Source organism: Kribbella speibonae (genome assembly GCF_004331375.1).
GTDB lineage: Bacteria > Actinomycetota > Actinomycetes > Propionibacteriales > Kribbellaceae > Kribbella > Kribbella sindirgiensis.
On record NZ_SJKC01000001.1, the window covers coordinates 2,497,913 to 2,512,812 of the forward strand.

A 14,900-nucleotide genomic window follows, 5' to 3' on the forward strand; every position below is an offset into this window, starting at 1 on the left:
ACACCTTCACCGAGCCACAAAGGCCCGGCCTCTTGCACAACAGTCGCTCAGGAGTGTCTTCACGACCGCTCCACGTATCGCCTCCCAGCTACCGGCGACTCTCTCTGACGTGGTGTACGGCGCTACTCGGTTCCCTCAACGCGAACATCACCAGGATAAGCGACCCCGGCAACACCATTTACCGCCGGGAGGTCGACGGCGGGATCTGGGCGGTGTCGGTATCTTCGCGGCCGCCCACCCGGGCGTGGACCGTGATGGCGTTGCTGGAGCCGGTGCCGGGGAGCCAGGCGTTCCACTCGGAGTTGAGCGGCTTCTTGTAGTTCTTCGTCGTGCAGGTCGCACGACGAATGTCGCTGGCCCGTTCGCAGGTCCAGCCCAGGTCGAACGACGGTAGGAAGGTCAGGTTGCGTCCCCACGAGATGTCGAGGGTCACCGTCCGCCCCTGTGCGCCGTTGACCTTCAGGAACCGGTTGTAGACGAACGGGTTCGGGTCGGTGTGCGGCGTCGGCGTGAGGATCTGCAGCAGCGACTCGTCCTGCTGCAGCGCGGGCAGCACATCGGAGTCGGTGTCGCTGACCAGGTCCGCCGTCGCCGCCACGGTGAACGTCCGCGCCGCGTCCGACGACTTGTCCGGTACGTCGAAGTCCGCCGCCAGCGGAGCGGGCTTCGCCGGCGTAGTCGCCGTACACGTCTTGGTCGACCGGTTGCACTTCCAGCCGGGCGTGGTCGCCGCGATCGGCCACTCGAGGGCGTCGCCGTACGAGAGCTTCAGCGTGACGCTCTTGCGGTTGGCGCGCGGGGCAACGGTCAGGATCCGGTGGTGTACGTCGGGGTCGACCTTGCCGTCGAGGATCTTCAGCAGGTTCTCGTCGGTGCTCGGCTTCGCGTCAACGGTCGCCGAGTCGTCGTCGTACAGCCGGCCGGTCTTCGCGGAGACGGTGAAGGTGCGGTCCGCGGTGGAGCCGCCGGTCGGGGCGTCGAACGTGACCGCCAGCGGCTTCGGGTTCGCCGGGTCGCTCGCCCTGCACGAGCCGGACGACTGGGTGCAGGTCCAGCCCGCCGGGCTGGTCTTCAGCGGCCACTCGAGCTCGGAGCCGTACTTGAGCCCGATCACCACCGGGTTCGTGTTCCCGGCCGGCGTCTTGATCGTGATCACGAACCGGACGCCGGCGGTACCGGCCTCGGCCTGCGCCGACCGGGGCTGCGGCGCCGGGGTCTCGTCGAGCACCGGGCTGCCGCCGCCCCGCGGGATGCTGATCGTCACCAGACCCTCGTCGAGCACCGGAGTGGTCGGGGTCGGCTTCGACGGTGTCGGCGTACTCGGCGGCGGCGTCGGAACCGTCGGCGTGGCGGTGGGTTGCGTCGGCGCGGTGGTCGGCGCGGTCGTCGGTTGAGTGGTGGGCGCGGTCGTCGGTGCACTCGTCGGCGGCTGCGTCGGGTTCGACGCCGGCGGCTTGGCCGACGGCGGTTTCACCGGCGGTTTGACCGGCGGCACCGTCGGCTTCTGCGCGGGCGGCTGGGTCGCCTGGGTCGGCTGCGTCGACGGCTGGTTGATCGCGGCCGGGGGAGTGTCGTTGCCGGTCAGCGCCATCGCGGCGAGGACGGCGGCGATCGCAACGACCACGACCGCGCCGCCGCCGGCGGCAGCGCGCGTGCTGTTCTCGGTGACCTTCTTCCATCCGGTGACGAAGAAGCCGACCAGACCGACCTTGGCGCCTGACGCGGCGGCCAGGTAGCCGATCCCTGCCGTGCCCAGCAGGGCCGGGGCGAGCAGCGCCGGCAGCGCGCTGTTGACCTCGACGAGCTCGAGGTACACCGCGGTGCACTTCGCGCAGTCGTCCATGTGCTCGCGGACGTTCCGGTTCTCCCGCTTGGTCAGCCCACCGCGGACGTACGCGCCGAGGCGCTCGGTGGTCCAGCGGCAGCGGTCCCCGGCGACATCGGCCAGGTGCTGCTGCAGGTACGCCTGGCGCAGGCCCTCGCGGGCCCGGTACGCGAGCGCGGACACGCCGTTCGCGGTCAGGCCGAGCAGGGGAGCGATCGCGGCCGGCTTCTCACCCTCGACCTCGGTGTGCCAGAGCACCGCCTGCCAGCGCTCCGGCAGGCTGGCGAACGCCTTCGCGGCCGCGCCGCTCTCGAACCCGGTGACGGTCGGGTCGTCGAAGGTCTCCGGCTCCCGCTCGTACGACGCGATGTCGTCGGTGGTCTGCACCTTCTTCCCGGAGCGGATCCGGTCGACGTGCACCCGCCGTACGGTCGTCAGCAGGTAGGCGCGGAAAGAGACGTCAGGGCCGCCGCCGGCCCGGAGCGCGTCCAGGACCTTGGCGAACGCGTCACTGGCCAGGTCGTCGGCGTCGTTGGCCGGGACCAGCTGGCGGGCCATCCGCTCGGCGGCGTGGTGGTGGCGGGCGTAGAGCTCGCCGTACGCCTCCAGGTCGCCGTTGCGAACGCGCGCGATCAGCTCCGCGTCGCTCAGCGGATCGGGCTGACCGTCCGGCGTCTCCATCCATCTCCCCCGTGGGCTCTGGCAACCTATGGCAACTCTGTGTGCAGCTTTGTGACGGACCGTCACGTGCTGCCGGGAACAAGGTTCCCAGATAGGACGGACGAGCGCACCTTTCCTGACGCGGAACTGTGCTCCTTTCCTGACGAGAACACCAGCCCCGAAGTTACGCCCGAAAAAAGTTCTGCGAATCCGCGTCATGAACTCCTCCGGGCGCTGTCTCTTCGGCGTACGACGCTTCCGGCCGACCGGTCGGGAGACTGACGGGGCTGTTTTTCGAGGAGGGCCATGTCGCTGTTCGCGGATCTCCGCAGACGGTTCGACCTGCGTCCGGCCAAGTCCCTGAACCTGGCGGGGTCGCCCGCCCGGACCCGGCCGGAAGCGTCGTCAACAGATCAACCGCGCGGCCGGAGGGAGCCGCACGGCACAGCTGGTACCGACCACAGCGCCTATCTCGCGATCGCCGAGGCGCTCCACGACGGTGCCGATGTCGTGCCTGCGTCGGACGAGACCGGACGCCGCCTCGCGGCCGACGGAGTCTCGCTGGTGGAGGCACTTGATGGGCTGAGTGCGCTGTACCGCTCGATTGCCGGGGGCGAGCCGGCTTTCGCCGCGGTACGCGCACTCAGTTCCAGCTGGGCCGAGGCGTCCTTGGTCTACCTGCACTCGCTGTCCTGCGAGGACCCGCTGACCGGGCTGTCCAGCCTGGCGCACCTGCGGTCCCGGCTGGGCGAGCTCTACCGAGAGGCGGAACTCCGTGGAACTTCCGTACCGCAGACCCACGCACTGGTGGTTGTCGAACCGCTCCATCCCCCGGGTACGTCGCCGTTCGACCGCGAGCTCACGCTCGTCGACGTCGCGGAGTGCCTGCGGATCGTCTTCTGCGGCGGTGACGTACTGGGCCGCGTCGGCTCACGCCGCGCGGCGGCGCTCGTCGGCCGCGACCCGAACCTGCCGGAGCAGGTCGCGACGGTACGAGCCCTGATCACCCAGTGGCGGCTGGACACCGACGTACCCCAGCTGGCCCGGATCTGGATCGAGGGGCTGCCGGGGAGTGACGAGATGGCCGGGAGGTTGCTCGACGAGCTGGCCAGAACCTGAGACCTGCGTCCGGACGCCTACAGGGGGGCGGCCGGGCGCATCAGTCCGGCGGCGGATCGCCTAACACGGGGTGGGCGATCCGCCGCCGCTTGCCTATTTTGCCGTCAGCAACCGTTCGACGAGTTCGCCGTACGTGATCCCCGCGCCCCTCGCGGCGACCGGGACGAGACTGCCCGGGGTGAGTCCGGGCAGCGCGTTGACCTCCAGGCAGTACGGCGTCCCCGCGGTGTCGCAGCGGAAGTCGACCCGCGAGTACGTCGTACCGAACCCGAGGGCCTGATGAGCTCCGATCGCGAGCTCCTGCAGCCGCTCGGCGAAGGATTCGGGAATGTCGGCGGGGGAGACCTCCCGCACGGCACCCGGCTGGTACTTCGCTTCGTAGTCGAACACGGGCGTGGTCAGCTCGATCTCCACCACCGGCAGCGCCGTCGTACCGATCACCGCGACGGTGAACTCCCGGCCGCCCAGGAACGGCTCGACGAGCAGCTCGCCCTCGGTCGGTAATGCGTCCAGTGAGTCGACCTTGCGGACGGCCACGCTCGACCCGTCGGCGACCGGCTTCACCACCACCGGTCCGCTCGCCAGCAACTGCTTCACCCCGATCGGGGGCTCGCGTTGCTCAGCCGGGTTGTAGAGCACCCGCGCCGGCACGGGGATCCCGGCGGACTCGAGCACCGCCTGGCAACGACCCTTGTGCCAGGCAACGGCACAGACGTCATGACCCGCACCGGTGAACGGGATGCCCGCCAGCTCCAGCAACGCCTGGACGTGCCCGTCCTCTCCCCAGCCGCCGTGCAGCGCGATGAAGACCCGATCGGCCTGCCGCAGCTGCTCCAGTCCGCCGGTGAGAGCGGCGTACATCCGTTGCCGCAGCACAGCACGCTCCGTGGGCGCCGGAGGCTCCTTCGGCACGAGTACGACGGAATCGCCGGCCGGCACGGGATCGGCCAGGACCGGGTCCTCCGCGGCCGGATCGATCAGCACCACGTCATAACCGCGACCGGCGAGTGCCTGGGCCACCGCCCAGCCGGACGAACGCGAGACATCGCGCTCCGAACTCTCGCCACCGCACAGCACCGCGACTCGCACGTCGTCTCCCTCCTACTGCTGGTAGCTGTCCAGGAACCGGCCGATCCGGCGGATCGCCACTTCCAGGTCACCGGCCTCCGGCAGCGTGACGATGCGCACGTGGTCCGGCCGGGGCCAGTTGAAGCCGGTGCCCTGGACGATGTGGATCTTCTCCCGGAGCAACAGATCGAGGACGAACTTCTCGTCGTCGCGGATCGGGTGCACCGCCGGGTCGATCCGCGGGAAGGCGTACAGCCCGCCCTTCGGTTTGACGCACGAGACGCCGGGAAGTTCGTTCAGCGTCTGCCAGGCCGTGGTCCGCTGCGCCTCCAGCCGTCCGCCCGGACGGATCAGCTCGTCGAGGGTGTGATCGGTCAGCGCGGCCTCGATGACGTGCTGGGCGAGCGCGTTCGGGCACAGCCGCATCCCGGCCAGCATCGTCAGGCCCTCGAGGTAGTTGCGGGCAGCGCGCCGCGGCCCGGACACGACCAGCCAGCCGGCCCGGAAGCCCGCGATCCGGTGACTCTTCGACAGTCCGCCGAAGGTCAGGCACAAGACATCGGGCGCCAGTGCGCCGAAGTGGTGATGGGTGGCGCCGTCGTACACGATCCGGTCGTAGATTTCGTCGCTGAACACCATCAGGGAGTGCCTGCGGGCCAGCTCCGCGATGCCCTGGAGGATCTCCGGTGAGTACACCGCCCCGGTCGGGTTGTTCGGGTTGATCACCACGATCGCCTTGGTCCGGTCGGTGATCTTCGCCTCGAGATCGGCGAGATCGGGCTGCCACTCGGCGGACTCGTCGCACAGGTAGTGCACCGGCGTACCTCCGGCGAAGCGGGTGACGGCTGTCCACAGCGGGTAGTCCGGGCTCGGGATCAGCACCTCGTCGCCGGTGTCGACGAGCGCCTGGATCGCCATCCCGGCCAGCTCGGAGACGCCGTTCCCGAGGTAGATCGCCTGCTCGTCGACGTCGATGTAGCCACGCTCGGAGTAGTACGTCGCGAGCGAGTGCCGGGCGGAGAGGATGCCGCGGGCATCGGTGTACCCGTGGGCCTCCGGGAGCCTGGCGACCAGACCGGCGAGCACGGCGTCGGGCGCGGCGAAGCCGAACGGCGCCGGGTTCCCGATGTTCAGCCGCAGGATGCTGTGGCCGGCCGCTTCCAGGGCGTTCGCCTGCTCGATCACCGGCCCGCGGATCTCGTAACACACCCCGGTCAGCTTGCTGGACTGCCTGAACTCCATCGCCACCCCTTCGTCGTCTGCCGACGGCATGCTACTTGGTTCTTCCAAGTACGTGCTTGGCAGGTCCAAGCTAGGCTGTCCCGCATGCCCCGCCGAAGCTATGCCCAGTACGACGCCGTTGCCCGGTCCCTGGACGTGGTCGGCGAGCGGTGGAGCGTGCTGATCGTCCGCGAGCTCGCGTTCGGTCCGCGGCGGTACACCGACCTGCACGCCGACCTGCCCGGTATCAGTACCGACGTACTGGCGGCGCGCCTCAAGGAGTTGGAGGCCGACGGTGTCGTGGAACGCCGTACCTTCGCGCCCTCGGCTCCCGTCCGGGTCTACGACCTCACCGACCGCGGCCGCGAGCTGATCCCGGTGGTGATGACGCTGGCCGCCTGGGGGAGTCCGCTGCTGGCGGAGCCTCAGGACACGGACGCCGTACGCCACCACTGGTACCTGCTGCCGCTGGCGACGGTACTGCGGGACGCCGGCGTCGAGGGCGTGGTCGAGCTCACGGTCGAAGGGAGCAGCTGCCGCTTCGACCTCAAGTCGATGCGCGTCGTACACGACGTCGCTCCGGACACGGCCGTGACCATCGCGCAGAAGGTCGCCGACGAACTGCTGTCCGGCCGCCTGACCTGGCCGGAAGCCCAGGCCGAGGCACTGGCCAGAGACTAGGCTGGCGGTATGTGCGGTAGGTATGCGTCCAGCCGGGAGCCGTCGGATCTCGTCGCGGAGTTCGAGATCGAGGCGGGCAATGTGCGCGAGTCGGTCGAGGAACTCGGCGAGAACTACAACGTCGCGCCGACCAATCAGGTGGTCGCGGTCGTGGAGCGGAAGAACCGCGAGCAGCCCGACGAGACGATCCGCAAGCTGACCACGGTGAAGTGGGGCCTGGTGCCGTCCTGGGCGAAGGACACCTCGATCGGGTCGCGGCTCATCAACGCCCGGATGGAGACCGTCGCGGAGAAGCCTGCCTTCAAGAAGGCGTTCGCCACCCGCCGCTGCATCCTGCCCGCCGACGGGTACTACGAGTGGTACACCGCCGAGGAGAAGGTGAACGGCAAACCGGTCAAGCAGCCGTACTTCATCCACCCGCCGGACGGCAGCATCCTGTCGATGGCCGGGCTGTACGAGATCTGGCGGGACAAGTCGGTCGAGGACCCGGACAAGGACGAGGCCTGGCTCTGGACCTGCACCGTGCTGACCACGTCGTCCACCGACGACCTCGGGCGCATCCACGACCGGATGCCGCTGCTGGTCGAGCGCGAGCGGTACGACGCCTGGCTGGACCCGCTGTCCTCGGACACCGACGACCTGCTCGAGCTCCTGGTCCCCGCAGCCCCTGGCCGCCTCGAGGCGTACGCCGTGTCGAAGGCGGTCAGCTCCGTGAAGAACAACGGCCGGCACCTGCTCGATCCGCTGCCGCCCGACGGCGAGGACCCGCAGGACAGCCCGACCACTCTCTTCTGAGCTTCTCTTCTGGGTTTCGTGCCCCGCGCATCGCGGGTCCGGATGACAGGATGGGGCGGGTGACCGACGAACGGATTGTGGGGACGCCGCACGGAGAGGCCCGGATCCTGGCGCATCGCGCCCGCCGGCCGGTGGCGACACTGGCCCTGGGTCACGGCGCCGGGGCGGGGATCGAGTCGGGTGACCTGGCCGCCTTGGCCGCCCGGCTGCCGAAGCAGGACATCAACGTGTTCCTGATCGAGCAGCCCTGGCGGCGCGCCGGCCGCAAGCTGGCGCCCGCGCCGAAGATCCTGGACGAGGCGTGGATCGCGATCATCGGCCAGCTCCGGGTCCGTACGCCGCTGGTGATCGGCGGCCGGAGCGCCGGCGCGCGGGTGGCCTGCCGCACCGCGAGCAGCCTGGGTGCTTCCGGCGTACTGGCGATGGCTTTTCCGCTGCACGCACCGGGGAAGCCGGAGAAGTCGCGCGTCGGTGAACTCCAGTCGGCCGGGCTGCCGACGCTGGTCGTCCAGGGGGAGCGGGACCCGTTCGGTACGCCGGAGGAGTTCCCGCCGCTCACCGAGATGGCCGTGGTCCCGGACGCCGACCACTCCTTCAAGGTGCCGAAGCGGGCCGAGCTGGACCAGCAGGAGACGTACGACCTGCTCGTCGAAGCCGTGTTCGAGTGGGTCGGCCGCGAGGTGTCCGGATAGCGGCGTACCGGCCGGGAATGCCCCCGCCGACGGGGGCGTTGTGACGAACATGATGGCGACGAGAGTGGCTCCGGAGCGAACTGCTGGGAAGACCCCGGTATTCTCGATCCCGATGCCGACTCCCACCACGACCGAGACACCCGAGCAGCGCACCGCGCGGTTCGAGCGCGAAGCGCTGCCCTTCCTGGACCAGATGTACGCCGCGGCGATGCGGATGACCCGTAATCCGTCGGACGCCGAGGACCTGGTGCAGGACACCTTCGCGAAGGCGTACAGCTCGTTCCACCAGTTCACGCCGGGCACCAACCTGAAGGCGTGGCTGTACCGGATCCTGACGAACACGTTCATCAACGGATACCGCAAGCGGCAGCGGCAGCCGACGCAGTCGCCGACCGAGGAGATCGAGGACTGGCAGCTCACCGCCGCCGAGTCGCACACTCCCGGTGGGCTGAAGTCGGCCGAGGCAGTCGCCCTCGAGCACCTTCCCGACTCCGACATCAAGTCGGCGCTGCAGGCCATCCCGGAGGACTTCCGGCTGGCCGTGTACCTCGCCGACGTCGAGGGCTTTGCCTACAAGGAAATCGCCGAGATCATGGGCACACCGGTCGGCACCGTGATGTCGCGGCTGCACCGCGGCCGGCGCCAGCTGCGGGAACTGCTCGGCGACTACGCCCGGGACCGCGGTCTGATCCCGGCGGACGACAGCACGGACGAAGCTGCGGAGAAGGAGGAGTCGTGAGCTGCGGCGAGCACCACGACGTCGACTGCGGAGAGATCCTGCAGCGGGTCTACGTCTTCATCGACAACGAACTCGAGGACGCCAGTTCCGACGAGATCCGCCAGCACCTCGAAGAGTGCGCCCCCTGCCTCGACGAGTACGACCTGGAACGCTGCGTCAAAAAACTGGTCCACCGCTCCTGCGGCTCCGACCACGCCCCCGACGCCCTCCGCCAAAAAATCCTCCTCCGCCTAACCCAAATCCAAATCGAAACCACCATCACCACCACGGACTGAGATACCGGACGACTGCCTAGGTGCCCTGCGGTTGTTTGTAGATGTAGGGCTGTGCCTGCTCCCGGCGCGCGAGATCGAGTAATTCCCTGGCGGCGATCTCAAAATGCGGTGACACGTCGTGCAGGATCTCGATCGAGTCCTGGAGATGGCGGGCGGCGGCGGTGAATTGACCCGCCGCGACACCGATCTTGCCGAGCTCGAGCGTGAAATACCCGAGGCGTAGTCGGTTGCCCAGCGGGCGGATCAGCTCGATCGCCTCTTCGACTGTCTCCTGAGCCTTCCGGTACTCGCCTCGCAAGGCGAAAACTGCGGCCAGGTGCTGCAGTGCCTGCGATTGGAGTTCCTTGTTCTTGCCGCGTCGGGCAGCCTCCAAGCCCCGCAGGATCGGCTCGAGGGCGTCGTCCGTGCGACCAACCAGCACGTGTGAGAAGCCCGTACTGAGATACCTCTTCGCGACCGACCGTAGGTCCCCGGATGCCTCGGCCAGCGCGATGCCGCGCTGATAGGCGTCGTCGGCCAGGTCGTAATCTCCGTTGCGGTCGTAAAGACCACCTAGTGCGAGATACGAAACGCCTTCCACAGTGGTGTCTCCGAGCTGCCGACTGATCTCCAGGCCTTCGGTCCCGAGTTCGATCGCCTCCACCACGCGGTCGAGCCTGCCGAGGACATGCGCGGCTGACGAACAGCACCGGGCCTGACCGTGGCGGTCCGGGATTGCCCGGAACAGCTCCAGGGCGTGCAGCAGGCGGTCCGCGGCCACTTCGAGGCTGCCGCTCTCGACTTCCGGAATGGCGCTGTCGTGCACCAGCCAGGCCGTCATCAAACGCAGGCCGGACGCCTCGGCGACCCCGAACGCCGCACGGCACATCTCACCCATTTCCACCCATCGCGACCGGTACTCGTGGTAGCCGAAGAGCGCCAGTGCGAGATCAGGAATGATCGGCGCCGTGGCCAGCCCGGACGCGATCGCCTGATGAAAGCGATCCATCAGATTACGGTGCTCGGCATCGAGCCAATCGGCGGCCGATTCCGTGCTTGTTGTTGCAGGCAACGGTGAGAAGGGTGTCGTCGCGATCGCGAGGCGGGGGTTGGTCGCATGGCTCTTGCTCTGGACCGCCCAGCCGAACTCGGTGTAGAAGCGTAGGACGCGTTCGAGTACGGCGTCGCGTTGAGCCTGATCCAGAGTGTCGTCGCTGCGCTCGCGGCCGAACGCGCGGATGAGATCGTGGAAGCGGTAGCGCTCCGGCGCCACTGCCTCCATCAGGTTCAGATCGACGAGGCGGTCGAGGATCGCCCCGGTCCGGTGCGCCGGGAGCTCCAGGATGCTTGCGGCGACGGCGACGACCAGGTCGGAACCGTCCGGGATGCTGAGCAGGGGAACTGCTCGAGCCGCCTCGCGATCGAGCGGACGCTCGCTGTGCTCGAGAAACTCCACCGAGCTGGCAATGCTGGCCCGGACACCGGTCTCGTCGGAGCCGAAGCTGTCGAGCCGGCGCTCCTCGTCCTCGAGGAGCGTGACGAGATGCTGGATCGGCCAGTTCGGCCTGGCCGTCAGCCGGCCGCCGATCAGGCGGACGGCGAGCGGTAGGCGACCCGAGATACTCGCCAGGCTCTTCGCTGCCGTCGGCTCGGCCGCAACCCGCTCCTCGCCGACGACTCCGGACAGGAGCTCGATGGATTCCGACTCCGAGAGCGCGTCGAGGTGGATCTGCCGCGCACCCGGCAAGGCCGTCAACGATCCGCGGCTGGTGATGATCACGGACGACCCGGAACTCCCCGGCAGCAGCGGTAGCACATGCGACGCGTCGGCCGCGTTGTCCAGCAGCACGAGGATCCGGCGGCCCGCGAGCCGCGACCGCAACAGGCCGGCGGCTTCCTCCACATCGGCGGGAACGCGGTGCGGGTCCGCTCCCAGGGAACGCAGGAGTTGTCGCTGAGCGTCCGCCACGGACATCGGATCGCCTGGCCCGTAGCCGCGGAGATTCAGGTAGAGATGGCCGTCCGGGTAGCTTTCGGTCAGCTTGTGTGCGGCATGAACGGCAAGCGTCGTCTTACCGATGCCGCCCATCCCGGTGACCGCGACCAGGCCGACAGGTCCGGTTCCGGTGGGATTCCGCAGCACCGACAGGATGGCGTCGAGTTGGGCGGAGCGGCCAGTGAAGTCCGGCGCCGCCGGAGGTAGTTGCCATGGCACCAGAGGTCCGTCGGCCGCCGAGGCCGGCTCGGGCCGCTTGGGTTCACCGGACTGCTTGCCCTTGCCGCGGGCAACGGAGAGGAACTGGTCGGCCTCGCTGGGTGTGAGGGCGAGCGCAGCGGTCAGGGAGCGGACCGTGTCGATGCGTGGGCGGCTGCGGGTGCCGCGTTCGAGGACGCTGATGGCCTGTTCGCTGAGGCCGGCCTTCTCGGCGAGCGCAGCCTGGGTGAGGCCGGCCCGGATGCGGAAGGTACGGAGGAGCTCGCTCAGCGTTGGCATCGCCGACTCGCTCAACTCGCTCACCCTCCTCGGATCCAAGCCCGTATCGGTCAGTACCGGAAACCTTCCGGAGCCAACTCTAGGGGGATCCGCCGACGACCGTCGGCCGTTGTCCACAGCACGCGAGGGGGTGGGCCCGCCAATTATCAAACATTCGATTGAAAGATACTGGCAGCTCACCGCCGCGGAGTCGCACACTCCCCGTGGGCTGGAGTCGGCCGAGGCGGTCGCCCGGGAGCCGGCGGGTCACCACGACGTCGGTCTACGCCTCGTCGAATCGGTAGATGTACGAATGCGGCTGTCGCTGATGGGCTACTTCAAGTAAGTCCCTGGCCGTGGTCTCCAAATGCGGCGCGAGGCCTTGGAGGATGTCAATCGCGTCCTCAAGGTGTGGGACAGCCGAAGTAAAGTCCCCCGCTGCAAGGCTGATTTTGCCGAGTTCGAGCGTGAAGTACCCCAGACGTACCCGATTCCTCAGCGGGTGGATCAGGTCGATGGCTTCTTCAACTGTTTGCTGAGCCTTCAGATACTCGCCTCGGCGGGCGAAGACCGCGGCCAGGTGCTGCAGTGCCTGCGACTCCAGCTCCTTGTTCCCGGCCTCGCGGGCAACCTTCAGGCCGCGGAGGATCGGCTCGAGGGCGTCGTCCGTGCGGCCTACCAGCACGTGTGAGAAGCCCGTGCTGAGGTACTGCTTCGCGACCAGCCGCCGGTCTCCGGACGCCTTCGCCAGTGCGATGCCGCACCCGTACGCGTCGTCGGCCAGCGCGTAGTCACCGTTGCGGTCGTAAATACCACCGAGCGCGAGATAGGCCACGCCTTCCACCCTGGTGTCTCCGAGTTGCAGGCTGAGCTCCAGACCTTCGGTTGCCAGCTCGATCGCCTCGTCCACCCGGCCGAGTCGGCCCAGGACGTGCGCTGCGGAGGTACAGCATCGAGCCTGGCCCTGGCGGTCAGGGATCGCCCGGAACATCTCCAGGGCACGCAGCAGGCGGGTCGCAGCAATGTCGAGGCTGCCGCTCTCGACCTCCGGAATGGCGTGGTCGTGCTGCAGCCAGGCCGCGACCGAGTGCATCCCGGACGTCTCTGCCACCTGCAACGCGGCACCGCACATCTTGGACATCTCCACCCACCGCGATCGCAACTCGTGATAGCCGAACAGGGCCAGCGTGAGCTCGGGAATGAGTGGCGAGATGGTCAGTCCGGCGGTCATCGCCTGGTGGTAGCGATCCATCAGATTGTGGTGCTCGGCATCGAGCCAACGCGTGGCCTGCTCGGCGTTCGTTGCTGCAGGCAGCGGCGTGAACGGCACTGTCCCGAGGGCGATCCGCGGGCTGGTCGCGTAACTCTTGCTCTGCAATGCCCAGGCGAAAGAGGTGTAGAAGCGCAGGACACGCTGGAGCACGGCGTCGCGTTGGCCGGGATCGAGTACGTCGACAGCGCGTTCGCGGCCGAACGCTCGAATGAGATCGTGAAATCGATACCGCTCGGGAGCCGCCGCTTCCAGCAGATTCAGATCGGCAAGACGCTCCAGGATCGCCTCGGTCCGACCGGCCGGCAGCTCGAGAATGGCTGCGGCCACGCCAACGACCAGGTCGGCTCCGTCCGGAATACTGAGCAGGGGAAGGGACCTGGCGGCCTCGCGATCGAGCGCCCGCTCACTGTTCTCGAGAAACGCGACCGAGCTGGCGATGCTGGCGCGGACGCCGGTTTCGTCGGAGCCGAGCGTGTCCAGGCGGCGCCCTTCGTCTTCCAGGAGGGTCACGAGGTGCTGGATCGGCCAGGTCGGTCGGGCTGCCAAGCGGCCCCCGATGACACGGACCGCCAGCGGCAGGCGGCCCGACATGGTGGCGAGGGTCTTGGCGGCCCCGGGCTCTGCCGCGACCCGACTCTCGCCGACGACTCCGGTCAGGAGTTCGATGGTCTCGGACTGCGACAACGCGTCGAGGTGAATCTGGCGTGCACCGGGCAGGCTCGTCAACGATCCGCGGCTGGTAATGAGCACAGCGGACCCCGCGCTGCCGGGCAGGAGTGGAAGGACGTGGGCAGCGTCCGCGGCGTTGTCCAGGAGCATGAGGGTGCGGCGGCCGGCGAGTTGGGAGCGGAGCAGGCCGGCGGCTTCCTCGACGTCTTCGGGGATGCGCCGGACGTCGACGCCGACCGATCGCAGGAGCTGTGCCTGGGCGTCCGCCACGGAGACCGGATCGCCTGGTCCGTAGCCGCGGAGATTCAGGTACAGATGGCCGTCCGGGTAGCTGTCGGTCAACTGGTGCGCGGCTTTTACGGCCAGCGTGGTCTTGCCGATACCGCCCATACCGGTGACCGCGACCAGGCTGACCGGCTTGGTGCCGCTGGGATTACGCAGGACCGACACGACAGCCTCGAGTTGTGCCGTCCGGCCGGTGAAGTCCTGCGCGGCCGGAGGTAGTTGCCACGGCACTGGAGTTGTGCCGGTGATGAGCGGACGTCCGGCCAGGCCGGTGGTGCCGGCCCGTTTGTTCTTGCCGCGGGCAACGGAGAGGAACTGGTCGGCTTCGACGGGTGTGAGGGCGAGTGCGGCGGTGAGGGAGCGGACGGTGTCGATGCGTGGGCGGCTGCGGGTGCCGCGCTCGAGGACGCTGATGGCTTGTTCGCTCAGACCGGCTACCTCGGCCAGGGCGGCCTGCGTGAAGCCCGCTCGGATGCGGAAGGTACGGAGGAGCTCGCTCAGCGTCGGCATCGCCGACTCGCTCATGTCGCTACCCTCCTCGGATCCAGGCCCGATATCGGTCAGTACCGGAAACTTCCGGAGCCAACTCTAGGGGGATCCGCCGACGACCGTCGGCCGCTGTCCACAGCACTCGTCGGAGAGACCGCCGAATACCAAACACTCGTTTGAAAGATAGCATTCAGTATGCGATTGGAGACTCTCCGAATACAGAACCTCTGTTAATAGTGGTCTGCTGTAAAGCTGTGACCAAATCGCAAAGACCCCGGATTTCTCCGAGGTCCTCGCTGTCTGTAGCCGCCAACGTTCAGGCGTTCGGGCGCTTGCCGTGGTTCGCGCCCTTCTTCTTGCGTGCGCGACGCTTCCGGCCGGTCTTTCCCATTCCTAAGCCTCCTTGAAACAACTGCAAAGAGTCACAGTCTCTCATATCCGGACCGTCTTCGCCTGTCCAACGGGTAGGTCACGCTCTGGCTTACAGTGTTTCGGCGCAGTCGGTCTGCGTAAAAATACTGAAGAGTCAGCGACGTGCTGTCTGCCCCCCTGCGCCCCGTCGATCTACGGGGCGTAAGACTGCGAGCGCTGAACGGAGGTGTGACATGTCTGGTGATGGTTGGGACTGGTAGTCCGCTCTCGGAACTGCCCTGTTGC

12 protein-coding genes are annotated in these 14,900 nt (G+C 68.2%); 6 read left to right on the forward strand and 6 right to left on the reverse strand.

All coding sequences use genetic code 11. From position 1 onward, the window contains the following. Positions 1 to 178: 178 nt before the first annotated feature. The gene (locus E0H92_RS12565) at positions 179 to 2,506 is read right to left on the reverse strand and encodes a sigma-70 family RNA polymerase sigma factor (protein WP_165549759.1); all 2,328 of its coding nucleotides are present in this window, start codon (positions 2,504 to 2,506) and stop codon (positions 179 to 181) included. A 285-nt stretch (positions 2,507 to 2,791) separates the two neighbouring features. Between E0H92_RS12565 and E0H92_RS12570 the strand changes: the two genes are divergently transcribed. Beyond that, entirely contained in the window at positions 2,792 to 3,604 is an 813-nt protein-coding gene (locus tag E0H92_RS12570; protein ID WP_131496312.1) for a hypothetical protein, read from the forward strand. 93 nt (positions 3,605 to 3,697) lie between these two features. Here the strand turns inward: E0H92_RS12570 and E0H92_RS12575 are convergent, their stop codons facing one another. Together E0H92_RS12575 and E0H92_RS12580 are read right to left on the reverse strand one after the other, a co-directional pair. Beyond that, positions 3,698 to 4,693: a D-alanine--D-alanine ligase family protein gene (locus E0H92_RS12575; RefSeq protein WP_131496313.1), complete on the reverse strand. Its 996-nt coding sequence runs from the start codon at positions 4,691 to 4,693 to the stop codon at positions 3,698 to 3,700. 12 nt (positions 4,694 to 4,705) lie between these two features. Next, entirely contained in the window at positions 4,706 to 5,914 is a 1,209-nt protein-coding gene (locus E0H92_RS12580) for a pyridoxal phosphate-dependent aminotransferase (RefSeq protein ID WP_131496314.1), read from the reverse strand. 84 nt (positions 5,915 to 5,998) lie between these two features. On the opposite strand from E0H92_RS12580, the gene E0H92_RS12585 reads away from it, so the two are divergent. The 5 genes from E0H92_RS12585 to rsrA all read left to right on the forward strand — a co-directional run bounded on the left by E0H92_RS12585 (position 5,999) and on the right by rsrA (position 9,075). After that, positions 5,999 to 6,574 (forward strand): winged helix-turn-helix transcriptional regulator, encoded by a 576-nt coding sequence (locus E0H92_RS12585; protein WP_131467622.1) that lies wholly within the window; start codon positions 5,999 to 6,001, stop codon positions 6,572 to 6,574. Positions 6,575 to 6,583: 9 nt separating this feature from the next. After that, a complete protein-coding gene (locus E0H92_RS12590) occupies positions 6,584 to 7,369 on the forward strand; it encodes an SOS response-associated peptidase (protein WP_131496315.1) in 786 nt (261 codons plus the stop codon). 50 nt (positions 7,370 to 7,419) lie between these two features. Then, entirely contained in the window at positions 7,420 to 8,061 is a 642-nt protein-coding gene (locus tag E0H92_RS12595) for an alpha/beta hydrolase family protein (protein ID WP_131467620.1), read from the forward strand. Positions 8,062 to 8,173: 112 nt separating this feature from the next. Next, a complete protein-coding gene (locus tag E0H92_RS12600; RefSeq protein WP_131467619.1) occupies positions 8,174 to 8,800 on the forward strand; it encodes a sigma-70 family RNA polymerase sigma factor in 627 nt (208 codons plus the stop codon). Continuing rightward, positions 8,797 to 9,075 carry a mycothiol system anti-sigma-R factor gene (gene rsrA, locus E0H92_RS12605; protein WP_131467618.1) on the forward strand — a complete coding sequence of 93 codons (279 nt, stop codon included), beginning with the start codon at positions 8,797 to 8,799 and terminating at the stop codon, positions 9,073 to 9,075. Before E0H92_RS12600 ends, rsrA begins: the two co-directional genes overlap by 4 nt. A 16-nt stretch (positions 9,076 to 9,091) precedes the next feature. On the opposite strand, the gene E0H92_RS12610 is transcribed toward rsrA, so the two are convergent. The 3 genes from E0H92_RS12610 to E0H92_RS45745 form a co-directional block, all read right to left on the reverse strand. Further along, positions 9,092 to 11,728, reverse strand: coding sequence for an ATP-binding protein (locus tag E0H92_RS12610; protein ID WP_165549760.1), 2,637 nt, complete (start codon positions 11,726 to 11,728; stop codon positions 9,092 to 9,094). An 82-nt stretch (positions 11,729 to 11,810) separates the two neighbouring features. Continuing rightward, positions 11,811 to 14,279, reverse strand: coding sequence for an ATP-binding protein (locus tag E0H92_RS12620; protein ID WP_131467616.1), 2,469 nt, complete (start codon positions 14,277 to 14,279; stop codon positions 11,811 to 11,813). Between the two features lie 280 nt (positions 14,280 to 14,559). Next, entirely contained in the window at positions 14,560 to 14,634 is a 75-nt protein-coding gene (locus E0H92_RS45745; RefSeq protein WP_369759046.1) for a 50S ribosomal protein bL37, read from the reverse strand. Positions 14,635 to 14,900 lie beyond the last annotated feature (266 nt).